Genomic DNA, 26430 nt, shown 5'->3' with positions numbered 1-26430 from the left:
CTAGCCGATCCCCGCGAGCGCCGCCGCGCAGGCCGCCTCGTCCAGCGTCCGCACCACCGGGCCGGAGGTCCAGACCAGCATCGGGCGGATGCGGTGCTCCGGGTAGATCCGGGCCAGCAGCGCCGCGTAGAGCGCGACCTGCCCGGCCTCGGCCCGCGGCAGGGGCGCCTCCGCCGCGGGGGGCCGCCCGGTCTTGAAGTCGGCGAGCCAGACCGTGCCGTCCACCACCGCGAGGCGGTCGACGCGGCCGACCACGGGGCGCTCGACGCCCGCGACGCTCACCCGGCCCGAGAGGGTCACCTCCGCGCGGGCCTGCGGCCCGAACAGGGGCGCGAGCTCCGGCTCGTCGAGGAGGCGCAGGGCTGCCTGCGCGATGGCGCGCCGCTGCGCCTCGGGCAGGCCCGGCGCGCGGGCCCGCACGAAGGCCGCGGCCGCGCTGGCGCGGGTCGCGGGCGCGATCCGGGGCAGGTGCTCGATGAGGGCGTGGACGAGGACGCCCCGGCGGCGCGCCTCGGCATCCGCCTGCCGGGGCGGCAGCAGGCGGCCGCCGTCGGCCGCGCGCAGGGCCCCCGAGGGGCTCAGCGGGGGCGCCGCCTCGACCTCCGGCGGCACCGCGGCGGCGAGCCAGGCGGGCTCGGGATGGGCGGCCGGCACGCCGGCCCCGGCGGCCTCCGCCGGGGCGGGGGCATCCCCGTCCCGCCACAGCGTGACGGAGCCGTGGGCGACCTCGACGGTCTCGCCCGGGCCGATGGCCGCCTCGAGGCCGGCGCGGATCATCTCGCACCAGGAGGCCGGGGTCGCCGGGTCGCGGCCCCGGTAGGGCGCGATGACGAGGCGGTCCGCGGCCCGGGTCATGGCGACGTAGAGGAGCCGGTTGTGCTCCTCGCGGGCGCGGGCCTGCAGCTCGGCGCGGGCCTCGGCGATGGCCGCGCAATCGTGCGCCCTGGCGCTCGACCAGACCGGCGGCAGCGGCGCCGCGCCCTCCCGGTGCATCGGCAGCAGCGGCGGGTCGTTGCGGCCGAGCGGCTCGCAGCCGTCGATGACGACGACGACCGGGGCCTCCAAGCCCTTGGCGCCGTGCACCGTCATCACGCGCACCTCGTCGCGGCCGGATTCGAGGTCGCGCTTGACCGTGTGGCCGCCCTCCCCGCGCCCGGCGACGTAGCGGGCGAGGAACGCCCCGAGGGAGGGTGCGTCGGCGCCCTGCTCCGCCTGCGCGGCCGTGGCGAGGAAGACGTCGATGGCATCGCCCGCCTCGCCGCCGAGGCGGCTGACCAGGCGGGCCCGGCCGCCGCGGGGGCCGAGCAGCGTGGCGTAGAAGCCGAAGGGCCCCTCGGCGGCCGCGAGCGCGATCCAGTCCCGCAGGGCGGCGAGGCCCCGGATCGCGGCGCCGTCGCCGGCCGCGGCGTGGCGGTGGAGCGCGTCCTCCAGGGTCTCCGAGAGGTCGCGCCGGGCGGCGATGCGCACGAGGTCGTCGTCGGTGAGCCCGACGAGGGGCGTCTTGAGGGCCGTGGCCAGGGTCAGGTCGTCGGCCGGCAGCAGCCCGGCGCGCGCCGCCGCCACGAGGTCGTTGACGGCGATGTGGGCGGCGACGTCGAGCCGGTCCTGGCCCGCCACCGGCACGCCGAGGCCCTTCAGCGCGCGGATCACCTCCTCGAAGGCCGCCCCGCGCTTGCGCACCAGGATCAGGATCTCGCCGGGGCGGCGCAGGTGCCCGCGCTCGTCGCCGGTGGTCGTCCAGGCCTTGACGGCGCGGGCGATGCGGCGGGCCGTGACGATGGCGGGCGCGCTCGTCTCCGGCGCGTCGACCGGCGCCGTCCAGGCGTCGGGCTCCGCCTCCTCGGCGGGCTCCTCGATGCACCACAGCTCGACGGTGCCGGGCGCGCCGATCCGCGCGGTGCTGTGAGCGGTGCCCACCGCGTCGCCGAACGAGAGGCCGCGGTGGTGCTCGGCGATCCCGAAGGTGGCGTCGACCGCCCGCAGCACCCCGTTTGTCGAGCGGAAGGACAGGTTGAGGCGGACGTCCGCGAAGGCGAGGCCGGCGCCCCGGGCCTCCGCGGTCCACTGCCGCTGCGTCGCCGCGAACTCCCGCGGGTCAGCGCCCTGGAAGCTGTAGATCGACTGCTTGGGGTCGCCCACCGCGAAGCGGGTGCGCAGGCCCGGCCGCGCGCCTTCGCCGGCCGCGAACTCGCTGGTGATGCGGCGCAGGATCTCCCACTGGTGCGGGTTCGTGTCCTGCGCCTCGTCGATCAGCACGTGGTCGACGCCGCGGTCGAGCTTGTACAGCACCCAGGAGGCACCGACCCGCGAGAGCAGGTCGAGGGTCTTGTGGATGAGGTCGTCGAAGTCGAGCGCCCCGAGGCGCGCCTTCTGGGCCTCGATGCGCCGGTGGATCTCGGCGGCCAGGGTGAACAGCGCCAGCGTGCGGGCGTGGGCGCGCGCGCCCCGCAGGGTGTCGAACAGGGGGACCAGCCGGTCGCGCTCGGCGAGCAGCGCCGCGCGCACGGCCTCCGGCACCGCCTTGGTGCCGAGGCTCCTGTCCGATTTCGGCTCGTCCTTCGCCGTGAAGAAGACGGCGCGGTAGTGCTCCAGGGCGTCCGGCGTGCCGCGGGCGGCCTCGGCCGCCGCGAGGTCGTCCGCGAGGCCCTCGTCCGTGGCCTTGCCGGTGCGCAGCTGCGCGGCGAGGCCCGGCCAGTCGGCGAGCCCGCCGTCGAGGATGCGGGTCGCGATGGCGTCGGCGCCCTCCTCCGCCGCGAGGCCGAGGGCCCGGGCGAGGTCGTCGAACTGCGCCTTGAGCGCGCGGCCGCCGATGACGGAGCGGGCCGAGATCGCCGCGCGGATCGCCTGGCGCAGCGCATCGCCCGCCGCCTCGGGCGTGACGAGGGCCAGCGCCTCGGCCAGCACCGGATCGCCCGCCACCGCGTCGGCCAGGACGTTGTCGGTCTCGATCGCCAGCGCCTCGCGGGACTGGTTCTCGTCGAGCACCACGAAGCGCGCCGGCACGTTCGCCTCGAAGGGGAACATGTGCAGCAGGCGCTCGCACAGGGCGTGCAGCGTCTCGATCTTGAGGCCGCCCGGCGTCTCGACGGCCCGGGCGAACAGGCGCCGCGCCGCCTCGAGCCGGCTGCGGGCGGGGCGCTCGCCGGTCAGCTCGGCGAGCTCGGCGGAGAGCGCCGCGTCGTCGAGGGTGACCCACTGCCCGAGCCGGCGGAAGACCCGGATCGACATGTTTGCGGCTGCGGCCTTGGTGAAGGTCAGGCAGAGGATCCGCCCCGGCGCGGCGCCGTCGAGGAGGAGCCGCAGCACCCGGTCGGTGAGCACCTTGGTCTTGCCGGCCCCGGCGTTGGCCGAGACCCAGGCCGAGGCGCGCGGATCCGCCGCCTGCCGCTGGGCGGCCTGGGTGATCGCGTCGACGACGAAGGCGGGCGGGAGGATCTGGTTCAAGGCTTCACCGGTCCGGGTCGCTCGTCCCCGGCATCGGGTGCCACGTCCGGCGCACGGTCGAGAATCGCGAGGGCTGCGGCGACGTCGGCCCGGTCCGCTCGCTCCTGCATCGCCATGAGCCCGCGCCGGTGTCCCAGCCCTTCGGAGATGAACGACACGAAGAGCTGGTTGACCGAGATCCGGTCCTCCTCCGCCACGACCTTCGCCTGAGCCATGACGTGGTCGGGAATCCGAAGCGCGAAATTGGACATGGCGTTGCCCTCAGCTGATCCGCGACGAGTCATCGCGAGAGAAAAGTCCCCGGCGTCGCCGCTTCCAGCCCGAAGGGCGACAGGACGTGCGGCGCGAAGTGGCGATCGAAGGTCACGATCACGCCCGCGCCGGCCGCCAGGGCGCACTCGATGTAGAGATCGTCTTTCGGGTCGGCCAGGAAGGGCCGGAACCTGAACCAGGGTCGCGCCGGGACCGCCCGTGCGCACAGGGCGTCGAGGAGCACATCCACCTCGCCGGGTTCGATCCAGGGCTGCTCCCCGAGGGCTCCGGGACGCATGAGCACATCCTCGTATTCCAGCATGACGGCCGGCGAAGCCGCGAAGGCATGCTGTCCGGTCAGCCTGCCGCGCAGCACCTGATGCGCGGCTCCGTTCCGTGATCTGAGCCCGGACAGGATCACGTTCGCGTCCACGACGATCATGCTGCGATGATATCACATCCGATATCATCGGTCGCGCAGCCGGTAGAGCATCAAACCTCTCCCTCGCCGGCGAGCGACCATTCGAGCACGCGGGCGAGATGATCGTAGTCGCCGTAGGCGCGCGCGTATTTCGGGTAGGGCCGCGAGACGTAGGCCGCCTCCCCCGTGAGGAAGCGGGCGACGAGGCCGCGCAGGCGGTCGGCGTGGTCGGCGACGATCGCCTCGACGCTGCGGGCGTCGCCGCGGGGCGGCTTCACGGGGGCCGGCGTGAAGGGCCGGCGGCCGCCCGAGGCGTGGACGTAGAGCAGGTCCGGCGTCGTCCGGGCCGCCGGCAGGCCCGCGAAGGCGCCGGCCATCAGCATCGCGGCCTCCAGCGTCAGCTGGGGCGAGAAGCCGGCGAACACCTCGCGGGCGCTCGGGGGAGCGCCGGTCTTGAAGTCGACGATGCAGGCGGTCCCGTCGCGCCGGAGCTCGATCCGGTCGGCGCGGGCGCGCAGCGTGAAGGTCTCGGACCCCATCGGGATCACCCAGCGGCCCGAGACCTCGGGATGGATCCGGGCGAGCTCCGACCGGCGCTCGAACTCCCAGGGCAGGTAGGCCTCCGCCATCCGCTGGAAGCGCGGCGACCACTCTGCGTAGAGGCTCGGATAGGTGTTCTCGATCTCCGCGAAGGCGTTGACGGCGAGGTTGGCGAGGAATTCCCGCGCGAGCCCGAACTCGGGCAGGCCGTCCGGGTAGCGCTGCGCGAACTCCGAGAAGACGGCGTGGACGAGGGTGCCGCGGTCGCTGGCCCCGGGCAGCGCCGCGACGGGCTCCAGCGGGTCGAGCCCCAGCACGTGGCGGGCGAAGATCGCGTAGGGGTCGCGCACCAGCGTCTCGATCTCGGTGACGCTCAGGGTGCGGGGGAACAGGCTCGGATCCGCCTTGGGCTTCGGCTGCGTGAGGCGCGGCTGCGGGGGCGCGGCGCCCCGGTCGAGGGCGCGGGCATAGGCCGCGAAGCGGGCGCCCGCCGTCAGCACCGTCCCCCACGGCCCCTCGCCCGCGAAGGCGCGCAGGCGCTGCAGGAAGCGCGAGGGCACCGTCGGCGCGCCCTCGCGCTTGGCCGCGCGGGTGATCACGGCGTCGCGGATGCCGAGCGCCTGCACGAAGTCGTGGGCGGTCTGGCCGATGCGTCGCTCGGGCGGGTTGAGGCCGACGCGCTCGCGCATCGGCCGGTTGAGGAAGGCGTCCGTGACCGTCTTCATCGGCCAGACGCCCTCGTCGAGGCCGCCGAGCACCACGCGGTCGGCCGAGAGCAGCCGCGCCTCCAGGAGCCCGAGGATGCGCACCCGCGGGTGCGGGTCCCCCCCGGCGCAGGCCACCACGCGCTCCCGCGCGAGCGCGGTGAAGAAGGCGGGGTAGTCGCCGAAGCGGCCGGGCAGCAGGTCGGCCTCCGTCATCGCCAGCTCGTCGAACAGCTCGTCGAGGCAGGCCAGCGAAGGCTCCGGGGGCGGGTCGGGATCGTCGTCGGGACCGAGCACCAGCCAGTCGCAGGCGCCCCAGTGCCGCCCCGCCGCCTCCACGAGGTTGCAGGGGCCGGAGAGGTCTCCCGGAAAATCCCGGAACGCCAGGCCGAGGCGCTGCACGAGGCTCTCGGCGAGGTCCCAGTCGACCGGCTTCAGGCGGCGGCGCGCCCGCGGCTGGCGCTCGGGCCGGGCCGAGCGGGCGAGGGCCAGGGCCTCTCCCAGCCCCGCGAAGCCGGGCCGCGGCGCCGGCCCGCGCAGCACGCCGATCTCCAGGGCGGCCGCGCCCCGCACCACGTCGCTGCGGCTCAGGCCGAGCCGCACAAGCGGGTGCGCCAGGAGGGCGATGAGGCGGGACGCGAAGGCGTCGCCCTCGCCCTCGGCGGCGAGCTCGGCCGCGAGGCGGGCGAGGCGGCCGGCGGAGCTGCGGGCCAGCGCCAGGCCCGCGGTGTCCTCGGCCACGATGCCCCAGCGGCCGAGCTCGACCGCGACGCGGCCGGCAAGGCCCCGGTCCGGCGTCACCAGGGCCGCGGTGGCGCCGGGCGTCTCCAGGGTCTCGCGCAGCGCCAGCGCCGCGATCAGCGCCTCCTCGCGCTCGTCGGCCGCCTCCGCCACCGCGAGGCCCGCGAGGCCCTGCGCGGCGAGGCGGGCGCGCTCGGCCGGCTCCAGGCGGGCCCAGGCATCCGTGGTCTCGGCCGGGCGCAGCGCCTGCGAGAGGAGGCTCTCCCGCGCCGCGGCCTCGGGCGCGGGCTCGGCGAGGCGGCCCACCTCCGCCCGGTCGAGGCCGAGGCAGGCGGGACCCATCAGCCGGTGCAGGATCGCCTGCGGATGCCCGTGGGCGATCTCCCGGGCGTGGCCCTCCCCGGTCTCGATGGCGTCCCAGCCCGCCCGGTCGAGGCCGAGGTCGAGGCCGGGCAGCACCACGGCGCCGCGGGGCAGGCGCGCCACGGCGGCGATGAGCTTGGCGGTCGCCGGCACCGAGCCCGTCGAGCCCGCCACGATCACCGGGTCGGCGGGGCGCTCGCGGGCGAGGCGGGCCGCCTCGGCCAGGACCAGGGTGCGGGCCCGGGAGACCGGATCGCTCAGGGCCCGCTCGGCCAGGATGCCCGGCCAGTTCTCGGCGGCGATGCGCACGAAGTCGAGGGTGAGGCCGAAATACTGCGAGTACTCCGCCTCGACGGCGCTGCTGATCTCCGACCAGGGCAGTCCCTCGACGGTGAGCGCGTCCATCAGGCGCTCGAGGTCGGCCGCGAGGCCGACCGCGTCCGCGGGCGAGGAGGGCACCAGGAAGGGCACCTCCGCGTCGATCGGCAGGAGGCGCCGGTCCACGGTCTCGGCCCAGCCCTGCACGAGGCGGGCGAGGATGAGCCGCCGCTCGAGGGCGGGCATCGGCGGGTTGAGGTCCTCGGCGCCCGCGCCGATCAGCGGGTTGGCGGCGAGGTCGAGCTCCGCCTCGTCGGCCTCGCCGAGGGGGATCATCCGCGGCAGCAGCGCCGCCGCGCCCAGGCGCTCGGCGAGGACCGCCCCGAGGGCGCGCGCGGCGCGGCGGGTCGGCAGGAAGATCGTGACGGACGCGAGCGCGAGCGGATCGGCCCCGAGGTCGCCGACGAGGCGGCCCGAGACCAGGGCCTCGGCGAGGGCCGGCAGGAAGGGCGTGCCGGGCGCGACGGTGAGGACGCGGGGCGCCGGCGGAGATGGGGCGGGCATAGGTGTCGCGGGCATAGGTGTCGCGGGCATGGGTTTGGTGAGCATCGGTTTCGTCAGCCGGGCCGGTGCTCGCGGCGCGCGGCGTGGCGGATCGTGAGGATGCTGATGGCCTCGTCCCTCAGGTCCACGCGGTAGAAGATCAGATAGGGGTAGCGTGGCAGCGCGAAGCGGCGGACGCCGCCGCCCCGCAAGGGTCCGGCACCCGGATGGGCTGCGAGGAGCGCGAAAGCCGCCCGAAGCTCGCCCTCGACCCGAAGCGCGGCCTGCGGGTTGCGCGCAGTGAGGTAGGCGGCGATGCCCTGGAGATCGGCCTCTGCCCGGAGGGTGAGCCGCAGCCTCACCGCGCCGTGCCGCGGAACGCGGCGGTCAGGATCGCATCGGCGTCCCCGGCGGCGAACGCGCCGCGATCGGCCTGGGCAAGCCCCTCAGACACCGCTTCGCGGTGCTCGGCCTCGACCGCGTCGGGCTCGTCCGCATCGATCAGCCCGAGCAGGGCCTGCGCGATGGTGTCCTGAACCTCCGGCGACATCCGTCCCAGGGCCGAGATGGCTTGTTCCAGCAGCTTGGTCACCGGCGAGCCCCTCGAATCCGTGCCTTCGGCAGATGTAAAGGTTCCCGCTCCGTTCCACAATTGCGCTGCGGCCTCACGGCATCCGGGCGCTGAGCCGCACGCGCTCCTCCGCGGCCCGGATCGCGTCGGGGGTGCCGACGTGCAGCCACTCGCCGTCGAGGCGCAGGCCGTGGAGGCGTCCGCGGGCGATGGCGCGGTCGAACAGCAGGTTGAGGGAGAAGGCGCCCTCCGGCGTGTCGGCGAACAGCTCCGGCTTCAGCACCGCCACGCCCGCGTAGATGAAGGGCGCGACCGCCCGCTCGCCCCGGCGCCCGAGGCGGCCCTCCGGGTCCATCACGAAGTCGCCCGAGCCCTCGTAGCCGAGGCTGGTCGCGGTCGGGGCGACGAGCAGCAGGATGTCCATCCGCGCCGGGTCCCAGCCGGCGATCAGGCGGCCGAGGTTCGGCGTCGGCCCTTCGAGCCAGAAGGAATCGGAGTTGAACACCACGAAGGGGTCCGGCCCCAGGAGGCCGAGCCCCTTCTTGACGCCCCCGCCGGTCTCGAGAAGCGCCGCGCGCTCGTCCGAGATCAGGATCGCGGGCGCCGCCTCGCGGTGCGCGAGGTGCCCCTCGATGAGGTCGGCGAGGTAGTGGACGTTGACCACCGCCGTGGTGATGCCGCCCTCCGCCGCCCGGTCGAGGGCGTGGTCGAGGAGCGCCTTGCCGGCCACCTCCACGAGGGGCTTCGGCACCGTGGCGGTGACGGGCCGCATGCGCTTGCCGAGCCCCGCGGCGAGGACGAAGGCGCGGGTGAGGGCGGGGGCATCGCTCATGCGGGGTCTCTGCGGAGTCTCTGCGGGATCTCGCGGGGATGGTCGGGCCCGTCCGGCTCGGGACGGGTCAGGCCTCGGCGGCGGGCCGGCCCCCGGCGAGGCCCGGCAGGTGCGCCTCGTGCCAGGCGCGCAGGCCAGCGAGCGCCGGGTGCGCGAGGTTGCGGGCGAGGTAGCCCTCGATGCGCGGCAGGTGCGCGAGGTAGCCGGGCTTGCCGTCGCGCCGGTCGAGCCGGGCGAAGATGCCGAGGATCTTGGTGGCCCGCTGGGCGGCCAGCAGCGCGTAGGCCGTGGCGAAGCCCTCGACGTCGAAGCCGGGCTCCCGGGCGCGGCGCTCGCGGGCGTAGAGCCCGAGGAGGCGCAGCTCGAACTCGGCGCTCGCGTCGACCCGGGCGTCCTGCAGCAGCGAGGCCACGTCGTAGGCGGGGTGGCCCAGCACCGCGTCCTGGAAGTCGATCAGGCCCACCCGCTCCAGGCCCGCGCGCTCGGGGAGCCAGATCAGGTTCGGCGAGTGGTAGTCGCGCAGGGTCCAGGTCGGGCGGCCCGGCACCGCCCCGGCGAGCGCCTGCCGCCAGAGGTCGAGGAACTCGGCGCGGGCCTCGGGCGGGAGGGTGACGCCGCGGATCGCCGGCGCGTACCACTCGGGCATCAGCTCCGCCTCGAACAGCAGCGCCTCGGCGTCGTAGGCGGGCAGCCGGTGCTCGGAGCCGTCGCCGACCGGCAGCGAGGCGGGCAGCTCCATGGCGTGGAGCTTGGCGAGCAGCCGCGTCGCCTCGGCGTAGCGCTCGGGCCGCGGCTGGCCGCCCTCGACCACCGGCTCCGCCCCCAGGTCCTCCAGGATCAGCAGGCCCTCGGCGAGGTCCTCGCCGTAGATCTTGGGCGCCGAGAAGCCGAGCGCCCGCAGGCCCCGGTCCATCGCCACGAAGGCGTGCACGCTCTCGGCGAGCTTGACGATGGCGCTGTAGGGCTTGCCGTCGCGCACCGGCGGCCCGTCGGCGCGGGGCGGCGAGACGGCGAGGATCGCGCTGGTGCCGTCGGGGCGCCGCAGGCGCTCGTAGGAGCGGGTGGAGGCGTCGCCCTGCATCAGGATGCGCTCGGCCTCGTCCCAGCCGCTCCGGGCAAGGAGGCCCCGGATCGCCCGGGCCCGGTCGAGGCGCTCGCGCATGCCGCCGGTGCCCTCGATGCGCACGAAGCGCGAGCCCTCGCCGAATTCGGGGCGCAGGGCGAGGTCGATGGCGAGCACCGGCCCCTCCCGGTGCGGCAGCCGCTCTGGCCACTCGACGAGGGTGATGGCGGCCTCCGCCATCTCGTCGAAGCCGAGCTCCACCAATTCGTCGGCGCTGCGCAGGCGGTAGAGGTCGGCGTGGACGATCGGCTGGCCGCGGCGACCCTCGTAGGGCTGGATCAGCGTGAAGGTCGGGCTCGGCACCTCGAGCGCGAGGTCGCCCGAGAGCTCGCGGATCACCGCCCGCGCGAGGGTCGTCTTGCCGTCGCCGAGGCCCCCCGACAGGGCCACGAGGTCGCCGGGCATCAGGAACTCGGCGAGGAACAGCCCGAGATCCTCGGTCGCGCCCTCGTCGGGGAGCACGATCTCCCAAGGCTTCAAGGCGGCCTTCTCCGAAGGCCCTGGGGCGGGCGTCACCGGACCCTCGCTCAACGCCGCCTCCTGCTCGCGCGTCCACCCCCCGGGATGAAGGGAACCACCGCGCATGGTTGTAGCGGAGGTTCGTTAACCGAACATCGCCCCGCCTGTCAGCTTGGGCAACCAGGGGATGCGGAGGCAATCGCTGCGGTCACAGGCTCAGGAAGGCGGTGACGAGGCCGATGTCGGTCAGCGCGTGGAGCATCTGGTCGAAGCCGAGGAGCCACCAGAACCGCGCCTCGGCCGGCGTGCAGGCGAGGCGCCGGCTCACCAGCGCCTTGGTGCGGTCGATGCTGGCGTGGATCGCGAAGTCGACGAGGGCCAGCCACCACAGGTGCGGCGCCACCAGCAGGGCGACGCCGAGGGTCGCGAGGGCGTGGCAGCCCGCATGGGCGGCCAGCGGCAGCAGCCACCCGGTCGCCTGCTCCTTGCCCTTCGCCATCCAGTCCGTCTGGAGGACGAAGTCGGCGACGTAGTGCTTCACGATCATGGTGCCCGCCAGCACCGTCATCGTCCAGACCGGGACCAGCGGCATCCCTCCCCCCGAACGATCCGGTTCGTCGCTTGCCGCGAAGCTTACGGGCAGGCCGCGCGGTTTTCCACCGCCGGCGTGCGGTGACGCACGGCCCGGGGCCACCGAAGCTTGACAGGCGTGCGCCCGGCAGGCCGCGGTGACCGCTGCAACCGGGAGATCGACCATGGCCGCCGCGACCGCCAACCTGACCCGCTACGCGCCCTTCGCGCTGGCGGCCCTGCGCATCATGACCGGCCTGCTGTTCCTGGAGCACGGCACGCAGAAGCTCCTCAACCTGCCGCCCCGCACGATGCCGGCGCCGGAATTGCTGTCGCTCCTCGGCGTGCAGGGCGTCATCGAGCTCGTCGGCGGCGTGCTGATCATCCTGGGCCTGTTCACGCGGCCGGTGGCCTTCGTGCTCAGCGGCAACATGGCGGTCGCCTACTTCATGGCGCACGCGCCCAAGAGCTTCTACCCGGCGGCCAACGGCGGCGACGCCTCGATCCTGTTCTGCTTCGTCTTCCTCTACCTGACCTTCGCGGGCGCCGGCGCGCTCAGCCTGGATGCGGGCCGGCGCGCCGCGTGACGACCGGGGCTGCGCCGGGAACCAGGGCGGGCGCCACGGGCGTTCCCGGCCATCGCCCCCGCTCCCGCGCCCCGAGGCTGCCGTGATCCCGCATGTCCTGATCGCCGGTGCTTTGGCGGCCGTCCTGGTGGCCGGCGCCGCGGCCGCCGAGACCGAGGCGCCCCCGACCGTCAGCGCCGAGGAGGCGGGCCGCGAGGGCCGCGCGACGCTCGACAGCCTGATGCGCGACCTCAAGGAGAACCGGGCCGAACAGCGCGCCCACCCGCCGGAGAGCGTCGAGGACGCGCGCCGCAAGGCCGAGGCCGCCGAGGCCACCGACCGGAAGGCGAGCGAGCGGCTCTCCTCCGACATCCCCGGCATCTGCATCGGGTGCCGGTGAGTCGGTGCGACGGCGCACCCGCACGGGGTTCCGCCCGCGCGATGCGTCGACCGCATATCGAATTCACTATCGCGGTGGGCGCCTGCCTGTTAAGGTTCCGTTAACTCTCCTCCCGAGAGTTGTCTCAACGGACTTCGGGCGTGTCGCACGGCGGCACGCCTTTTTTCATGCCCGGGGGCCGGCGGGAGGACGGCGCATCGGGGCGCCCGGAACCGGCATCGGTCCCGCGCGCAACCCGGGCGGCCCCACGGCGGGGGCCGCTCAAGGCGGAGCCGTTCAGGACAGGGCGGCTCGGGCCCGCGCTGCGAGGAGTCGCTCCAGCACCGCCCGGACGTGGCGGCGCAGGGCGGCCCGGGCCTGATCGCGCGGGGGCGCGACGGCGGGCGGTTCGGGAGGGATGTTCAGGTGAAGCGTGACGGACATGGCGCAAGCCCCCTCGGGCGATACCGGCTCAGGCCTCCGTCCGCCGCTCGGCGGACGGTCACGAGCACACCGTCATGGTTAACGAGGGCTTGCGCCGCCATCTGTGCGCTAGCGCAAGGCGGGCGGAGGGATCAGCCGGCCTTGCGGCGGCCCCGGGCCTTCGGCTCGTCCTCGGCGGCGGCCTGTGCCTCGGCGAGGCCGCCGATCCGGCCGAGCCCGATCTGCTTGGCGAGGGCCGAGCGCTGCGCCGCGTAGTTCGAGGCCACCATCGGGTAGTCGGCGGCGAGGCCGTAGCGCTGGCGGTAGCTCACCGGATCGAGGCCGTGGCTCGCCAGGTGACGCTTCAGGGTCTTGTAGGCCTTGCCGTCGATGAAGCTGATGATGCCGTCGGGCGAGACCGACTTGCGGACCTGCGCGGGTGTGGGCTTCTCGACCTCTTCGGGAGCGGTCGCGGTGACGCCGCCGACCGAGATGGTCATCAGCGCCGAATGCACGCTGCCGATCAGAGCGGGAAGATCTGCGACCGGCACCGAGTTGTTGGACACGTAGGCTGCAACGATGTCGCCCGCGAGTGCAATGAGTTCGGGGTTCGGCCCCTGAGTTTCTTCTGTCATTTCCCTGATCCGAATGTGGCCCCTCACCATCGCTCTGAGCATTTCAACGCTCAGAGTTCAAGACAGAATGCAACGAATGCGCAAAATTTTTGATATGTGCAACGCAACAGCTTGGTTTCTGAATTGTGTCGACATCCTTAGGTCTGGCTGCCGCGACGACGAACCGCAGGCGCGCCATAGTTTCGGCGCGGAGGGCGACGACGTGGGGAACGGGACGTGGGGAACCGCATGAGACTTCGACGCGATCCAGGACCCGGCGCGGGCCGGCCGAAGGAACGGCGGCCGGCGACCCGGGGGAACCCGGCATGGTGACGCCGCCCGGCCCCCTCCCCGGCCCCCTCGACAGCGTCGCGCACGTCATCCAGGTCGCGCTGGCGCCCGCCTTCCTGCTCTCGGGCCTCGCGACCCTCCTCAATGTCTTCTCGACCCGCCTCGGCCGCGTGGCCGACAAGGTCGATGCCCTGGCCCGCGGTCTCGAGACCGCGGACGCCGAGGAGGCCGCGCACCTGTCGCACCGCCTCTCCTACCTGCGCCGCCGCTCCTTCCTCCTCGACGTCGCCGTCACGCTGGCCTCCTGCGGGGGCATCATGACCGGGGTCTCGGTTCTGACGCTGTTCGTGGGCGCGCTGCGCGACAGCACGATGGGCTCGGTGCTGTTCGGCTGCTTCGGGGTGGCGCTGGTCTGCACCGTCCTGGCGATCGCGGCCTTCGCGGCCGAGATCCTGCTGGCGGGACGCGGGGTCCGCAAGGAGGTGGTGCGCGGGCAGGAGCAGAGCGGGACGGGCCGTCCGCCGGGCTGAGCGGCGCGGCGCTACTGGGCGCCCGCCGCGAACGGCCTACCTTGCGGGAAGCGCGGCGCGCCTGCTCTATGGCGCGGCGGGGGAACTACGCCTTCGAGAAGGACCGATCGACGATGACCCTGTCCACCCTGCGGATCTGCCTCGCCGCGGCGTCCCTGCTGGTCCCGGCGGCCTGGACGGGCACGGCCTCGGCCGATTGCCTGCGGCGGGTCTACAACCGCTCGCCCTACGTCCTCGTCGGCAATCAGGACGGCGGCCCTCCCTTCACGGTGCTGCCCGGCCGGGCCGCGACGCTGCGCCTGTCGCGGCCGGGGCGGATCGACCTTGCCGCCTACTGCGCCCTGGGGAGCGGCCCCGGCGCCGCCCAGGTGACCCGGGCCCAGTTCGACTACGAGGCCGACATCGACCGCTGCTACGTCAATTTCGGCAGCGACTTCTTCTTCCCGCGCCAGATCGGGCGCGGCTTCTTCGGTTCGCAGGGCACCTCGCCCTTCACGGTCAACAACCCCGAGCAGGGCGACATCGTGCTGGGGCCGTTCGCGTCCGAGTGCCCGGTGCTCTCGCGGGGCGGCTAGGCCGACGCCTCAGGTCCGCGCCGTCACCCGCATCGGCATGCCCCCCTGCGGGCGCAGGGTGACGCGCAGGCGCGGCCGCGGCAGCCCGGCGGCCAGCGGCCGGAACCGGAAGGCCGGCAGCAACGTCGCGAGGATCGCCACGCTCTCGGTGAGGGCGAAGCCCATGCCGATGCAGACGCGCGGGCCCGCCCCGAAGGGCAGGTAGGCGTGGCGGTCCCGCGCCGCGTGGATCGCGGGGGCGAAGCGATCCGGGTCGAACGCGTCCGGCCGCTCCCAGAGCCGGGCGTGGCGGTGCAGCGCGAAGATCGGCAGGTGGACCGACGCGCCGGCCGGGATCCGCAGGCCGTCAAGCGCGAGCGGCGCGGTGACCCGCCGGGTCATCAGGGAGGCGGGCGGGAACAGGCGCATCGCCTCCATTACCACCTGGCGGGTGTAGACGAGCCCGTCGACCCCCGCGGGGTCCGCGGGGTCGGTCCCGTCGAGCTCGGCAAGCATCCGGGCCTCGACCTCCGGATGGTCGGCGACGAGGCGGAGCGCCCAGGTCAGCGCAAGGGCGGTGGTCTCGTGGCCGGCCGTCACGAAGGTGAGCAGGTTGTCGACGAGGCTCTCGTCCGGCATCCCAAGGCCGGTCTCCGGGTCGCGGGCCTGCAGCAGCAGCCCGAGGAGATCGGCGCCGGGCTCGCCCGTGGCGCGCCGCCGGGCGATCGCGGCGGCGACGCTCCCGCGCATGTAGCGGGCCCCCCGGCGACCGCGCCGCCGGCCGGGATGCGGCATCCAGCGCGGCAGGCCGAACATCGCCAGGGCCGCCGTCCAGCCGGTCTGGCCGAGGTAGTGCTCGACCGCCTGGCCGAAGCGGGCCACGTCGAAGCCGCGGTCGCCCGAGACCATGGTGGCGGCGATGATCTCGAAGGTGGTGCGCGACATCTCCTGCGCGATGTCGAGGGGCGCCTCCGGATCGGTCCGCGCCCGCCAGGCGTCCCGCGTCGCCCGCGCGCACGCGGCCATGGCGGGCACGAACCCGCGCACCCGCTCGGGCCGGAACATCGGGGCCGCGGTCCGCCTCTGGACGCGCCAGTGCGCGCCCTCGGCGGTGATGAGGCCCTGCCCGAGGGCCGGCGTCAGCGCGCGGATCTTGATCTCCTCGCCCACCAGGGAGCCGGGATGGTCGACGAACAGGGCGCGGATCAGGGCCGGGTCGAGCACGAAGTAGATGCGGCGGCCCAGCATCCGGGCCTCCACCAGGGGCTCGGTGTAGACCTCGTCCGGCCAGGCGTCGGTCATGCTGCCGACGAGCGTGCGCGCGAGCCCCGGCAGCGCGGCCAGCTCGGCGAGCCGCTCGGAGAGGCCGGGTGCCTCGGGCCCGGCGACGCGGAACTTGCTGGATCCGGCCTGCATCGCGACCACGCCCACCGAAGAACCGCCCGAGCTTGCCCCCGGGCGGCGCGCGTGTCGAGCCGCTCAGACCGCCGCGATGCCGGCGCGGTCCCCGTGCCAGTCCCGCAGGGCCGCGAGGGTGACGACGCCGTCCGGCCACGCATGGCCGGCGATGTGACGGTGCGGACGGCCGGGCTCGCCGAGGTCCGAGACCGCCGAGAAGGCCCCGTCGAGGCGGTGGCTCTCGGTGTAGCGGCTCCGGGTCGCCACCACCGGCAGGCCGGCATCGAGCGCCGAGCGGATGCCGGCCGCCGAATCCTCGAAGACGATCGCGGCGCCCGCCTCGACCCCGAGGCGGGCGAGCGCCAGCTCGAACACGTCCGGCGCGGGCTTCTTGCGGGCCGCCTCGTCGCCGCAGGCGATCACGTCGAAGGGCCGGTCCCCGGCGGGGAAGTTCGCTGCCACGAGCCGGTCGACGTTCGGGCGGCTCGTGGTGGTCGCGACCGCGAGCCCGAGGCCCGCGGCGCGGGCCTCGGCGATGAGGCGGCCGATCCCCGGGCGCAGGGGCAGGGCGCCCCCCTCCACGAGGTCGCCGTAGAGGCGGGTCTTGAGGTCGTGGATCTCGGGCAGCCGCCGCATCAGGCCGGCGGCCTCGTCCCCGTGGGCGGTCGCGATGTAGTGGGCGAGGCGCTCCTTGCCGCCCATCACCCGCAGGAGCTCGGCGTAGAGGGCCGGGTCCCACGACCAGGGCAGCCCCAGCGCCGCGAAGGCGCGGTTGAAGGCCTGCCGGTGCAGGTCCTCCGTCTCGGCGAGGGTGCCGTCGACGTCGAAGATCAGCGCCCTCAGCATGCCAGCGGGCCGGAGACCGCGGACCGCGCCGCCGCGGCGCCGGCCCGGATCGCGGCGATGTGGTCCCCGTAGGCGCGCGGCCCGTCCCGGAACACCGCGTTGCCGGCTACGAACACGTTGGCGCCCGCCGCCGCCGCGCGGCCCGCCGTCTCCGGCCCGATGCCGCCGTCGACCTCGATGTCGATGTCCCGGCCCGCCGCCATGGCGCGCACCCGCGCCACGGTGTCGAGGGCGCCGCCGATGAAGCTCTGCCCGCCGAAGCCGGGATTGACGGTCATGACGAGGACGAGATCGACCATCTCGATCAGCGGCTCGGCGAGGACGGCCGGCGTGCCGGGGTTGAGGGCGAGCCCGGCGCGCTTGCCCAGCGCCCGGATGGTCTGGAGCGAGCGGTGCACGTGGGGCCCGGCCTCGACATGGACCGTGATGATGTCGGCGCCGGCCTCCGCGAAGGCGGCGAGGTAGGGGTCGGCCGGGCTGATCATCAGGTGCACGTCGAACACCTTGGCCGAGTGCGGGCGCAGGGCCTTCACCACCGGCGGCCCGAAGGTGAGGTTCGGCACGAAGTGCCCGTCCATCACATCGAGGTGGATCCAGTCGGCGCCGGCCGCATCGACGGCGCGCACCTCCTCGCCGAGCCGGGCGAAGTCCGCCGAGAGGATCGAGGGGGCGATGAGGGGGTGCTTCATGTCAAAGGTCGCGGCTCGTGACGCGCGGGGGCCATGGCCTGAACGGCGCGGCGCCCGCAATATAGGATCGGTGACGGGGTTTCCCAGGAAGCCGGTGCCCCGGCTCACGCCATGCGCCGCTTGCGCTCGACGAGCTGCATGATGATCGGCGTCAGGATGAGCTGCATGGCGAGGTCGAGCTTGCCGCCCGGGATCACGATGGAGTTCGCCCGGCTCATGAAGCTGTCGTGGATCATCGAGACCAGGTAGGCGAAGTCGATGCCCTTCGGGTCCTTGAAGCGGATCACCACCATCGACTCGTCGGCGGTGGGGATCCAGCGGGCGATGAAGGGGTTCGAGGTGTCCACCGTCGGCACCCGCTGGAAGTTGATGTCCGTCCAGGAGAATTGTGGGCAGATCGTCTGCACGTAGTCGGGCATCCGGCGCAGGATCACGTCCGTGACGGCGTCGGTGGAGTAGCCGCGGAACGAGCGGTCGCGGTGCAGCTTCTGGATCCATTCGAGGTTGATCACCGGCACCACGCCGATCTTCAGGTCGGGGTAGCGCGCGATGTCGACGCTGTCGTTCACGACGCAGCCGTGCAGGCCCTCGTAGAACAGGAGGTCCGAGCCCGGCGCGAACGCCTCCCAGGCCGAGAAGCTGCCCTCCTTCACGCCGTAGCGCCGCGCATCCGCGGCGTCGTGGGCGTAGTGCCGGGTGCGGCCGAGGCCGGATTCGGCGTAGGTGCGGAAGACCTCCTCCAGCTCCGGCAGGAGGTTCGCCCGCGGCGCGAAGTGGCTCAGCGTCGGCTCGCTCGCCATCATCGCGTGCATGGTCTCGCGGTCGTGGGCGTGGAAGCCGTCGCCCTCGATGTAGACCGCGCGCACGTCCTCGCGGCGGAAGATCTGCTCGAAGGTGTTGCGGACCGAGGTGGTGCCGGCCCCGGACGAGCCGGTGACCGAGATGATGGGATGGCGCGCGGACATCGGGGGTCGGGGGCGCCCCTCAGCTGCGCATCAGGCCGCGCTGGCCGAAGAGCGGCGAGCGGCCGGCGGCGTGGTTGCGCCCGCCGTAGTACTTGGCGACGCAGGCGACTTCCTCCTGCGAGCCGAACACCAGCGGCACGCGCTCGTGGATGCCCGTCGCCTCGATCTCGAGAATGCGGCGCTCGCCGTCCGTGGCGCCGGCGCCGGCCTGCTCCATCAGCATGGCGATGGGGGCGGCCTCGTAGAGGAGGCGCAGGCGGCCCTGGGCGTAGTCCTTGCGGCCGTCGCCCGGGTACAGGAACACGCCGCCCCGCATGAGCACGCGCTGCGCGTCGGCCACCAGCGAGCCGAGCCAGCGCATGTTGAAGTCCTTGTCGCGGGGGCCTTCCGCGCCCCGCAGGCAATCCTCGACGAAGGCCCGGATGGGCCCGTCCCAGTGGCGGGCGTTCGAGGCGTTGATGGCGTATTCCTTGGCGGAAACCGGCACGTCGAGGCTCGCATGCGTCATCCGGAAGGCGCGCTCCGCCCGGTCGAGCACGAAGACCTGCGTGCCCTCGCCCAGGGTGAGCACGAGGGCGGTCGCGGGGCCGTAGGTGACGAAGCCGGCCGCGAGCTGGGCGGTGCCGGGCGTCGTGAAGGAGGCGATGGGGTTGGCCGCGTCCCGCACGGCCGGGCGGATGCCGAAGATCGTGCCGACCGCCATGTTGACGCCGATGTTCGACGAGCCGTCGAGCGGATCGATCGCCACGGCGAGCGGCGCGCCGGGCTTCAACGCCATCACGCCCTCCGCCTCCTCGGAGGCGACCTCGGCGACGGGTGCCGACTGCAGGGCCTCGGTGACGCGGTTGTGGGCGATGACGTCGAGGGCCTTCTGGACGTCGCCGTCGCTGTTCTGGTCGCCGGCCGCGGCGAGGTCGCCCGCGAGCGCCCCGCGCCCGATCACCTCGCTGATGTCGATGGCGGCGGCCGCGATGGCCGCGATCACGGCGGCCGTGTCCTCGAGCTCGCGCCGCGCCCAGACCGCCTCCGCGAGGTACGCGTCGAGCCGGGAACCGATCGTCAGTGAGCCCGTCGCCATCGGCCGTCCATCCTTCTTCAGTCCGCCGCCCGCCCCGGGGTGGGGACGCGTCCCGCGCCCGCTCCTTACCCGCGCGGGCGCCGCCGCGATACCGCTCCGCCATAGTACCGCCCGGCCCGGACCCCGCACAGGGGCGTCGCTCGCCGCGCTCACTTGGCAGGGGAAAGAAATTTGAAAATATCTTGCGGGTCAATGCAAAAAAACTAAAAGCAATCTCATGCGCAACCTCTCCCTGAAACAACTCCAGGCGGTAGCGGCGGTGGCCCGGCTCGGGACCATGACGCGGGCCGCGCAGGAGCTGAACGTCACCTCGGCGGCGCTCTACGCCCGCATCCGCCAGCTCGAGGAGGAGGCGGGCCTCCTCCTGTTCGACCGCACCCCGACCGGGCTGAAGCCGACGGATGCGGGCCGGGAGATGCTCTGGGCGATCGACAGCATCAACACCGTGCTGGAGACCTGCGCCGACCGGCTGCGCACCCTCAAGGGCGGCGGCGGCGGCCGCGTCACCCTCGGCGTGGTCTCGACGGCGAAGTACTTCGCCCCGAAGGTCATCGCGGGCTTCGTGCACCGCTACTCGGGCGTCGAGATCAACCTCTCGGTGGGCAACCGGACCAGCACGGTCGAGGCCCTGCGCAACTACGAGATCGACTTCGCGATCATGGGCCGGCCGCCGCGCGACTTCGCCATCGAGGCGGAGATCTTCGGCCCGCACCCCCTCGTGCTGATCGCGCCGCCGGACCACCCGCTCGCCGGCCGCGCCGGCCTGACCCGCGCGGACGTCGCGGAGGAATCCTTCCTCGTGCGCGAGGACGGCTCGGGCACCCGCACGGTGTTCGAGGAGTTCATGAACGGCATCATCATCAAGCGGGCCCGCCTCGGGATCGACTCGGGGTCGAACGAGACCATCAAGCAGGCCGTGATGGCGGGCCTCGGCATCGCGCTGCTCTCCGCCCACGCCGTCGCCGCCGAGCTGGAGAGCGGGCGCCTCGCCCTCCTCGACGTGCAGGGCCTGCCGATCCGCCGCGACTGGTACGCCGTGCGCCGGGCCGACAAGGTGCTGGGCCCCGCCGCCCGCGCCTTCTGGGAATACCTGATGCAGGACGGGGCGCGCTGGCTGCCGGGCGTGCGGCCGCTGCCGGAGGCCGCCGAGGCGCATCCGTGAGCGAGGCCGGGATCGTCGTCGCGGGCGCCGGCCAGGCGGCCGTCCAGACCGCCGCGTCGCTGCGCGAGGCGGGCTTTGCCGGGCCCCTCACCCTCGTAGGCGACGAGCCGGCCCTGCCCTACCAGCGCCCGCCCCTGTCCAAGGCCTACCTGGCCGGCAAGACCGACGCGGCGGGCCTCGCCCTGCGCCCCGCGAGCTACTTCGCCGAGCACCGCATCGCGCTCCGCCGGGGCGTCGCCGCGGCGATCGAGCGGGAGGCGCGGCGCCTCGTCCTCGCCGACGGGGAGAGCCTCCCCTACGACCACCTCGTGCTCGCCACGGGCGCCCGCAACCGGCCGCTGCCGGTGCCGGGCGCGGACCTGCCGGGCGTGCACCAGCTGCGCGGGCTCGCGGACGCGGACGGTCTGAAGGCCGCGCTCGCCGGCGCCCGCTGGGCCGCGGTCGTCGGCGCGGGCTTCATCGGCCTGGAATTCGCCGCGGTGGCGGCCGCCGCCGGCCTCGCCGTCACGGTGATCGAGGCCGCGGACCGGCCGATGGCGCGGGCGGTCTCGCCGGAGACCGCGGCCTTCTTCCGCGCCGCCCTGGAGGAGGCCGGCGTGCGCTTCCACTTCGGCGCGGGCGTCGCGGCCGTGCTGGAGCAGGGTGGCCAGGCCGCCGCCCTGCAGCTCGCGGACGGCGGCACGGTCGCGGCCGATCTCGTCCTCGTCGGCATCGGCGTGCTGCCGAACCAGGAGCTCGCCGCGCAGGCGGGCCTTGCCACCGGCGACGGCGTGCGGGTCGACGCCTTCCTGGCGACCGACGATCCCGCGGTCGCGGCGATCGGCGACTGCGCCCGCTACCCGAGCCCCTTCGCCCACGGCCTGAGCCGGGACGGGAGCATCCGCATCGAGTCGGTGCAGAACGCGATCGACCAGGGGCGGAGCCTCGCCGCCCGCCTCGCCGGCAGGCCGGCCCAACCCTACGTCGCCGTCCCCTGGTTCTGGAGCGACCAGGGCCCCCACAAGCTGCAGATCGCCGGCCTCGCCGCCCCCGCGGACGAGCGCGTCCAGCGCGGCGAGGGGAGCAGCCTCTCGGTGTTCCGGTTCCGGGATTCGCGCCTCGCGGCCGTCGAATCGGTGAATCGGGCGGCCGACCACATGGTCGCGCGGCGCCTCCTGGCGGCCGGCACGCCGCTCACGCCGGAGCAGGCCGCGGACCCGGGCTTCGACCTCAAGGCGCTCGTGATGGGGCCGGGTGCGGCGCGCTGAGGGCGCTCAGCGGTCGTTCTCGGTGGTGAGCTGGTCCGGGTGGGTGCCCTCGTCGCGGCCGCCGCCCGGGTCGAGGCGGACCCCTTGCGAATCACCGTCGGTGAAGACGGCGCCCGCCGCCATCAGGGCGCTGCGCAGGGCTTCGAGCTGCCCGGAGGGCGGATCGCCCCGGCCGGCCTCGAAGTCGCGCACGAAGCTCTCGCCGAGCCCGACCTTGCCGGCGAGGTCGCCCTCCGACCAGCCGAGGAGCCCCCGGGCCGCCCGCGACTGCGCCGGGCTGATCGGTGCCGCGACCGCTCCGCTCTGACCACCTTCGTCCGATCCGGCCAAGTGCGTCTCTCCCGTCGCGACGGCGCCCTGCGCCGCCTGTCCCCACAACCGAGCGGATGCCGGAATCGTTGCGGGCGGATTTCCCCGTGGATCGCGCGCGGGGGCACGGCCCGGATCAATCAAGGGCGCCTTGACCATAATTGTGCTGAAATTCTATCGGATTGGCGCTTCCGCACGTCCTGACAGCAGAGTCCGAGAGGTTCGCGGCGGCGTGCGACCGGACGCCCGCCGTCAGGGCGCCCGGGACGATCAACGACGCGTGCAAGCGAGCGAAAGGGGCGACACGATGAGAGGGATGCTGATCGCCGCACTGGCCGGCGCCGTCGCGGCCGGGACCCTGGCCACGGCGACCGACGTGCGGGCGCAGGGCTATGCCGGCTACGGCGCCAAGAACCGCCGGCCCGGCGGGACCGAGGAGAAGAAGCAGTACGTCCCGGCGGCCAAGCCCCAGGAGAAGGTCTTCCCGCTCGATTCCACTTGGACCGCGGTCAGCCTCAACGGCAAGCCGTTCGGCGGCGGGGACCGGCCGAGCTTCATCATCGACAAGCAGTACCGCGCCCGCGGCTACGGCGGCTGCAACACCTTCGCGGCCACCGCCTTCCCGCTGCGCGAGCAGCACCTCGCCGTGGGGCCGCTCGCCCTTACCAAGAAGTCCTGCGACAAGGGCCTCGCGGCCACCGAGCAGGCGTTCTTCGTGGCGCTGCGGACCGCCGCCCAGTGGGACATGGTCGGCTCGCAGCTCGTGCTGAAGAGCCCCAGCGGCGAGATCAAGTTCGACCGCGCGCTTTAAGGCGGCGTTGACCACGCCGGCAATCGCCCGGGGCGGATTCACCGCCCCTTGAGGCGCCCGGCCGCTTCCTGACCGCCTTCGCGGGGACGGGGCGGCGGATGGCGGGCGGGGTCGGACGGCACGAGGCTCACCGCGGTGGAGGCGTCGGCCAAGTCGGCGGCAAGGTCGGCGGGGTGATCGGCGGCAGGATTGGCCTCGGGTCGAACCGGGCGCCGCTCCGGCGCGGAGCCCGCGAGGACGCGCGCTACGCGCTGCCGAGGAGCCTGCATCCCGGCGCCCTCTGGCTCGCCGCCGGGGCGCCCCTCCTCGCGACGCTTCTGGCGCTGACGGTCCGATCCGGCGGGTGAGACCCGGGTCCGCTTCGGTCGAAGCGGCGCGGGACCCTTGAGCGAAGCCGTCGTCCGCCGTCGCGCAGCGATCGGACGATCCTCGCATGACGCGTCCGGTCCCGATGCAAGAGCGTCCTACCCTCCAAGATCGCCCCATCCTGCAAGAGCGACCCATCCTCCAAGAGCGCCCTATCCTCCACGTCATCTCCGGTCTGCGCACCGGAGGGGCCGAGACCATGCTGGTGGCGCTCTGCCGGGCGCTGCTGGCGCGGGGCATGCCCCAACAGGTCGTCAGCCTGACCGAGGGCGGCGAGAACGCCGGGCGCCTGCGGGACCTCGGCGTCCCGGTCCACGCCCTCGCGCCGCGCGGCCCGGTCGGCGTGGCCCGCTCGGTCTGGGCGCTCGCCCGGCTCGTCCGGCGCCTGCGCCCGCGGGTGCTGCAGGGCTGGCTCTACCACGGCGACCTGTTCGCGGCTGGCGCGCACCGCCTCGCGGGCGCGCCGCGCGGGACCCTGCTCGCCTGGGGCCTGCGCAACTCCGACATCGACCACGCCCGCTACGGCCGGCTCCTCGCGCTCTCGGCGCGCCTCTCGGCCTGGCCGGGGCTCGTGGTCTCGAACAGCGACGCGGGGGCCGACTTCCACCGGGCACAGGGCTACCGGCCGCGCCGGCTCGCGGTGATCCCGAACGGCATCGACACGGGGCTCTTCCGGCCGCAGCCGGAGCGACGCGCCGCCCTGCGGGCGGACCTCGGCCTCGGTACCGGGGCGGTGGTGGCCGTGCATGCCGCCCGCGTGGATCCCATGAAGGATCATGCCGGCCTCCTCGCGGCGGCCGCGCGGGTACCGGCCGTGACGGTGCTGCTCGTGGGTGCCGGCACCGAGGCGCTGCCCCTGCCCCCGAACGCCCGGGCGCTCGGGCGGCGGGACGACCTCCCCTACCTCTACGCCGCGGCCGACCTCGTGGTCTCGTCCTCGGCCTTCGGCGAAGGCTTCTCGAACGCCCTCGCGGAGGGCATGGCAGCGGGGCTGGCGCCCGTGGCGACCCGCGTCGGCGATGCCGCGGCGATCCTCGGCGAGGTCGGCCGCCTCGTGCCGCCGGGCGATCCCGAACCCCTCGCGGCGGCGATTCGGGACCTCGCCGGACTCGGAGCGGACGCGCGGCAGGCGATCGGCGCGGCTGCGCGGGCCCGCATCGTCGATCTGTTCGGGGTGGAGGCGATGGCCGAGGGCTTCCTGACGGCCTGGCGCGAGGCGAGCGCTTGAGAACAAGTTTTCCCGGCTGAGGCCCTTGGCAGAAGGAAGCTTCTACGCGCGCGGGCCAGACCACCCACGGGGAGAAAATCGATATTGATCTGAGGATCTTGGCCGTTGCTCTGCCGGAAGCGACGCGATATCCCGGCGCCAGATCCGGGACGGCGCCCCTGACGGGCGGCGCCGGACTGAAGGCCCCCGCGAAGGAGACCCGCATGACCGAGACCTCGACCCGCAAGCCCGGCCACGGCCGCGTCTACGGCTCCATCACGGAGACCATCGGCAACACGCCGCTGGTGCGCCTCAACCGCCTGCCGAAGGAGCGGGGCATCGAGGCCGAGATTCTGCTGAAGCTCGAGTTCTTCAACCCGATCGCGAGCGTCAAGGACCGCATCGGCGTCAATATGATCGACGCGCTGGAGGCCTCTGGCAAGCTCCAGCCCGGCGGCACCCTGGTGGAGCCGACCTCCGGCAACACCGGCATCGCGCTGGCCTTCGTGGCCGCCGCCCGCGGCTACCGCCTGATCCTGGTGATGCCCGAGACAATGTCTCTGGAACGGCGCAAGATGCTCGCCTTCCTGGGCGCGCAGCTCGAGCTGACCCCCGGGCCCCAGGGCATGAAGGGCGCCATCGCCAAGGCCGAAGAACTCCTCAAGGAGATCCCGGGCGCGGTGATGCCGCAGCAATTCGCCAACCCCGCGAACCCCGACATCCACCGCAGGACCACGGCGGAGGAGATCTGGAACGACACCGACGGCCAGCTCGACGCCTTCGTGGCCGGCGTGGGCACCGGCGGCACGGTGACGGGCGTCGCCGAGGTGCTCAAGCCCCGCCTGCCGAACCTCAAGGTCTTCGCCGTGGAGCCCGTGGATTCCCCCGTGATCTCGGGCGGCCAGCCGGGCCCCCATAAGATCCAGGGCATCGGCGCCGGCTTCATCCCCGAGAACCTGCACACCGACGTGCTGGACGGCGTCCTCAAGGTCAGCAACCAGGATGCCTTCGAGACGGCCCGGGCGCTGGCGCGTCTCGAAGGCATCCCGGGCGGCATCTCGACCGGCGGCAACGTGGCTGCGGCCCTGGAGCTGGCCGCCCGGCCGGAGTTCCGCGGCAAGCGCATCGTCACCGTCGCGTGCTCGTTCGCCGAGCGCTACATCTCCTCGGCGCTGTTCGAGGGGATCTGACGGGCGCATCCGATCCGCAGGGCCGGCGCGGACGCAACCGTGCCGGCCCGAACGGGTTGTCCCGCCACATGTTCGGCCCCTTCGGCCGACGGAGGGACCGCCATGACCGAACGGACGCGCGAGCAGGACGCCGCGAAGCCCGACGCACCGGTGCAGCCGGACGATCGGACGGGGCAAGGCGTGGGCGGCCCGGACGCCTCCGCCCGCGAGGCGATCGAGCGGGCAACGGCCGCCGTCGGCGCGGACGAGCCGCCCGGCGAGGCCCCGCCTAAGGAGCGCGGCCGATGAGCCGCGACACCATCCCGAGCGAGACCGTCACCCGCAAGCCCGACTCCGACGTCGGCTCGCCCGGTGGGCCGGCGGCGGGCGGCGGGCACCAGACCGCCGCGCAGGCCGAGGTGACCCGCATGGGCGCGGGCGGCCGCAGCGACGCGGACCGCAACCAGGGCTGGGACGCGGGCGGCGAAGCCGGCCGGGCGCCGCCGGCCCTCGGCGGCTCCTCGGGCGGCCATTCGGACCAGAAGGCGTCGCGGGGCCCGCGCGACGGGGAGACGGTCGCGGACGGCGGCTCGAAGGCCGAGCGCGAAGCCGGCTCGGCCTGACGCTTCCGGAGGACAGCGCATGATCGGTGACAAGGACAGGGACGAGGCGGACGAGGCACCGCCCCGCAAGCCCGAGAACGTCGCGCCCGACGCGGTGAAGGACCCGAACGAGAAGACCGAGGGCCTGCCGGGCCTCGGGCCCCAGGGCGGCACCATGCCCGACGGCGAGACCGACCCCGGCGGAAGCTGAGCGCCCCGGGATCCGGGAGCGGATCGGCCCCCGCGCGCGATCCGGACGGCCGGCATGATCCTTTCGAAGCCAGGCGCGACCGGGTCCGCCCGACCGACGTGGATCGCTCGGCGGCAGGCTGGCGCGGCTCCC

The 26430-nt window shown here is 74.2% G+C and carries 30 protein-coding genes; 13 read left to right on the top strand and 17 right to left on the bottom strand.

Annotated features, from left to right (window positions below; genetic code table 11):
- The 9 genes from addA to ACLBXP_RS02140 form a co-directional block, all read right to left on the bottom strand.
- Window positions 1–3444 (bottom strand): double-strand break repair helicase AddA, encoded by a 3444-nt coding sequence (gene addA / locus ACLBXP_RS02180; protein WP_447665883.1) that lies wholly within the window; start codon window positions 3442–3444, stop codon window positions 1–3.
- Window positions 3441–3695, bottom strand: coding sequence for a hypothetical protein (locus ACLBXP_RS02175; protein WP_447665882.1), 255 nt, complete (start codon window positions 3693–3695; stop codon window positions 3441–3443). The genes addA and ACLBXP_RS02175 overlap by 4 nt, the downstream gene beginning before the upstream one ends.
- A 29-nt stretch (window positions 3696–3724) precedes the next feature.
- Entirely contained in the window at window positions 3725–4138 is a 414-nt protein-coding gene (locus tag ACLBXP_RS02170) for a PIN domain-containing protein (protein ID WP_447665880.1), read from the bottom strand.
- A gap of 50 nt (window positions 4139–4188) precedes the next feature.
- Window positions 4189–7347 carry a double-strand break repair protein AddB gene (gene addB, locus ACLBXP_RS02165; RefSeq protein WP_447665878.1) on the bottom strand — a complete coding sequence of 1053 codons (3159 nt, stop codon included), beginning with the start codon at window positions 7345–7347 and terminating at the stop codon, window positions 4189–4191.
- Between the two features lie 53 nt (window positions 7348–7400).
- The gene (locus tag ACLBXP_RS02160; RefSeq protein WP_447665877.1) at window positions 7401–7688 is read right to left on the bottom strand and encodes a type II toxin-antitoxin system RelE/ParE family toxin; all 288 of its coding nucleotides are present in this window, start codon (window positions 7686–7688) and stop codon (window positions 7401–7403) included.
- Window positions 7685–7918, bottom strand: coding sequence for a hypothetical protein (locus tag ACLBXP_RS02155; RefSeq protein ID WP_447665876.1), 234 nt, complete (start codon window positions 7916–7918; stop codon window positions 7685–7687). Before ACLBXP_RS02155 ends, ACLBXP_RS02160 begins: the two co-directional genes overlap by 4 nt.
- Before the next feature lie 73 nt (window positions 7919–7991).
- Window positions 7992–8729: a nucleotidyltransferase family protein gene (locus ACLBXP_RS02150; RefSeq protein ID WP_447665875.1), complete on the bottom strand. Its 738-nt coding sequence runs from the start codon at window positions 8727–8729 to the stop codon at window positions 7992–7994.
- Between the two features lie 67 nt (window positions 8730–8796).
- Complete coding sequence (gene tsaE, locus ACLBXP_RS02145) at window positions 8797–10383, bottom strand: tRNA (adenosine(37)-N6)-threonylcarbamoyltransferase complex ATPase subunit type 1 TsaE (RefSeq protein ID WP_447665874.1); 1587 nt, start codon at window positions 10381–10383, stop codon at window positions 8797–8799.
- 136 nt (window positions 10384–10519) lie between these two features.
- Window positions 10520–10903, bottom strand: a complete 384-nt coding sequence (locus ACLBXP_RS02140) for a DUF3307 domain-containing protein (RefSeq protein WP_447665873.1) — start codon at window positions 10901–10903, stop codon at window positions 10520–10522.
- A 163-nt stretch (window positions 10904–11066) separates the two neighbouring features.
- Here ACLBXP_RS02140 and ACLBXP_RS02135 point away from each other — a divergent pair, with 163 nt between their 5' ends.
- Together ACLBXP_RS02135 and ACLBXP_RS02130 are read left to right on the top strand one after the other, a co-directional pair.
- On the top strand, window positions 11067–11468 hold the full coding sequence (locus ACLBXP_RS02135; protein WP_447665872.1) for a DoxX family protein: 402 nt from the start codon (window positions 11067–11069) through the stop codon (window positions 11466–11468).
- Between the two features lie 82 nt (window positions 11469–11550).
- Window positions 11551–11847: a hypothetical protein gene (locus tag ACLBXP_RS02130; RefSeq protein ID WP_447665871.1), complete on the top strand. Its 297-nt coding sequence runs from the start codon at window positions 11551–11553 to the stop codon at window positions 11845–11847.
- Between the two features lie 276 nt (window positions 11848–12123).
- On the opposite strand, the gene ACLBXP_RS02125 is transcribed toward ACLBXP_RS02130, so the two are convergent.
- Window positions 12124–12270: a hypothetical protein gene (locus ACLBXP_RS02125; RefSeq protein WP_447665870.1), complete on the bottom strand. Its 147-nt coding sequence runs from the start codon at window positions 12268–12270 to the stop codon at window positions 12124–12126.
- Window positions 12271–12401: 131 nt separating this feature from the next.
- The gene (locus ACLBXP_RS02120; RefSeq protein ID WP_447665869.1) at window positions 12402–12884 is read right to left on the bottom strand and encodes a MucR family transcriptional regulator; all 483 of its coding nucleotides are present in this window, start codon (window positions 12882–12884) and stop codon (window positions 12402–12404) included.
- A gap of 305 nt (window positions 12885–13189) precedes the next feature.
- Here ACLBXP_RS02120 and ACLBXP_RS02115 point away from each other — a divergent pair, with 305 nt between their 5' ends.
- Together ACLBXP_RS02115 and ACLBXP_RS02110 are read left to right on the top strand one after the other, a co-directional pair.
- On the top strand, window positions 13190–13684 hold the full coding sequence (locus tag ACLBXP_RS02115; protein ID WP_447665868.1) for a DUF2721 domain-containing protein: 495 nt from the start codon (window positions 13190–13192) through the stop codon (window positions 13682–13684).
- A 113-nt stretch (window positions 13685–13797) separates the two neighbouring features.
- Entirely contained in the window at window positions 13798–14259 is a 462-nt protein-coding gene (locus ACLBXP_RS02110; RefSeq protein WP_447665867.1) for a hypothetical protein, read from the top strand.
- A gap of 9 nt (window positions 14260–14268) precedes the next feature.
- On the opposite strand, the gene ACLBXP_RS02105 is transcribed toward ACLBXP_RS02110, so the two are convergent.
- From ACLBXP_RS02105 to ACLBXP_RS02085, 5 genes are all read right to left on the bottom strand, one after another.
- On the bottom strand, window positions 14269–15669 hold the full coding sequence (locus ACLBXP_RS02105) for a cytochrome P450 (protein WP_447665866.1): 1401 nt from the start codon (window positions 15667–15669) through the stop codon (window positions 14269–14271).
- A gap of 48 nt (window positions 15670–15717) precedes the next feature.
- A complete protein-coding gene (locus ACLBXP_RS02100) occupies window positions 15718–16482 on the bottom strand; it encodes an HAD-IA family hydrolase (RefSeq protein ID WP_447665865.1) in 765 nt (254 codons plus the stop codon).
- Window positions 16476–17171, bottom strand: a complete 696-nt coding sequence (gene rpe / locus ACLBXP_RS02095; protein WP_447665864.1) for a ribulose-phosphate 3-epimerase — start codon at window positions 17169–17171, stop codon at window positions 16476–16478. Before rpe ends, ACLBXP_RS02100 begins: the two co-directional genes overlap by 7 nt.
- Before the next feature lie 104 nt (window positions 17172–17275).
- On the bottom strand, window positions 17276–18136 hold the full coding sequence (locus ACLBXP_RS02090; RefSeq protein ID WP_447665863.1) for a phosphoribulokinase: 861 nt from the start codon (window positions 18134–18136) through the stop codon (window positions 17276–17278).
- A gap of 19 nt (window positions 18137–18155) precedes the next feature.
- The gene (locus ACLBXP_RS02085) at window positions 18156–19214 is read right to left on the bottom strand and encodes a class 1 fructose-bisphosphatase (protein ID WP_447665862.1); all 1059 of its coding nucleotides are present in this window, start codon (window positions 19212–19214) and stop codon (window positions 18156–18158) included.
- Between the two features lie 217 nt (window positions 19215–19431).
- On the opposite strand from ACLBXP_RS02085, the gene ACLBXP_RS02080 reads away from it, so the two are divergent.
- The gene (locus ACLBXP_RS02080) at window positions 19432–20376 is read left to right on the top strand and encodes a LysR family transcriptional regulator (RefSeq protein WP_447665861.1); all 945 of its coding nucleotides are present in this window, start codon (window positions 19432–19434) and stop codon (window positions 20374–20376) included.
- Window positions 20373–21623 carry an NAD(P)/FAD-dependent oxidoreductase gene (locus ACLBXP_RS02075; RefSeq protein WP_447665860.1) on the top strand — a complete coding sequence of 417 codons (1251 nt, stop codon included), beginning with the start codon at window positions 20373–20375 and terminating at the stop codon, window positions 21621–21623. The genes ACLBXP_RS02080 and ACLBXP_RS02075 overlap by 4 nt, the downstream gene beginning before the upstream one ends.
- Before the next feature lie 6 nt (window positions 21624–21629).
- On the opposite strand, the gene ACLBXP_RS02070 is transcribed toward ACLBXP_RS02075, so the two are convergent.
- Entirely contained in the window at window positions 21630–21953 is a 324-nt protein-coding gene (locus ACLBXP_RS02070; protein WP_447665859.1) for a helix-turn-helix domain-containing protein, read from the bottom strand.
- A gap of 286 nt (window positions 21954–22239) precedes the next feature.
- Between ACLBXP_RS02070 and ACLBXP_RS02065 the strand changes: the two genes are divergently transcribed.
- The 7 genes from ACLBXP_RS02065 (at window position 22240) to ACLBXP_RS02035 (ending at window position 26298) form a co-directional block, all read left to right on the top strand.
- On the top strand, window positions 22240–22743 hold the full coding sequence (locus ACLBXP_RS02065; RefSeq protein ID WP_447665858.1) for an META domain-containing protein: 504 nt from the start codon (window positions 22240–22242) through the stop codon (window positions 22741–22743).
- Between the two features lie 98 nt (window positions 22744–22841).
- On the top strand, window positions 22842–23090 hold the full coding sequence (locus tag ACLBXP_RS02060; RefSeq protein WP_447665857.1) for a hypothetical protein: 249 nt from the start codon (window positions 22842–22844) through the stop codon (window positions 23088–23090).
- An 86-nt stretch (window positions 23091–23176) separates the two neighbouring features.
- Window positions 23177–24337, top strand: a complete 1161-nt coding sequence (locus tag ACLBXP_RS02055; RefSeq protein WP_447665856.1) for a glycosyltransferase — start codon at window positions 23177–23179, stop codon at window positions 24335–24337.
- Window positions 24338–24540: 203 nt separating this feature from the next.
- The gene (gene cysK / locus ACLBXP_RS02050; RefSeq protein WP_447665855.1) at window positions 24541–25506 is read left to right on the top strand and encodes a cysteine synthase A; all 966 of its coding nucleotides are present in this window, start codon (window positions 24541–24543) and stop codon (window positions 25504–25506) included.
- Between the two features lie 102 nt (window positions 25507–25608).
- Window positions 25609–25794, top strand: a complete 186-nt coding sequence (locus ACLBXP_RS02045; RefSeq protein ID WP_447665854.1) for a hypothetical protein — start codon at window positions 25609–25611, stop codon at window positions 25792–25794.
- Window positions 25791–26108: a hypothetical protein gene (locus tag ACLBXP_RS02040; protein ID WP_447665853.1), complete on the top strand. Its 318-nt coding sequence runs from the start codon at window positions 25791–25793 to the stop codon at window positions 26106–26108. The genes ACLBXP_RS02045 and ACLBXP_RS02040 overlap by 4 nt, the downstream gene beginning before the upstream one ends.
- Before the next feature lie 19 nt (window positions 26109–26127).
- The gene (locus tag ACLBXP_RS02035; RefSeq protein WP_447665852.1) at window positions 26128–26298 is read left to right on the top strand and encodes a hypothetical protein; all 171 of its coding nucleotides are present in this window, start codon (window positions 26128–26130) and stop codon (window positions 26296–26298) included.
- The last annotated feature ends 132 nt before the right edge of the window (window positions 26299–26430 follow it).

It is taken from the genome of Methylobacterium sp. A54F (assembly GCF_053346035.1).
Note: the sequence above shows the minus strand (reverse complement) of the source record. Positions and strands in the feature narration are given on the sequence as shown.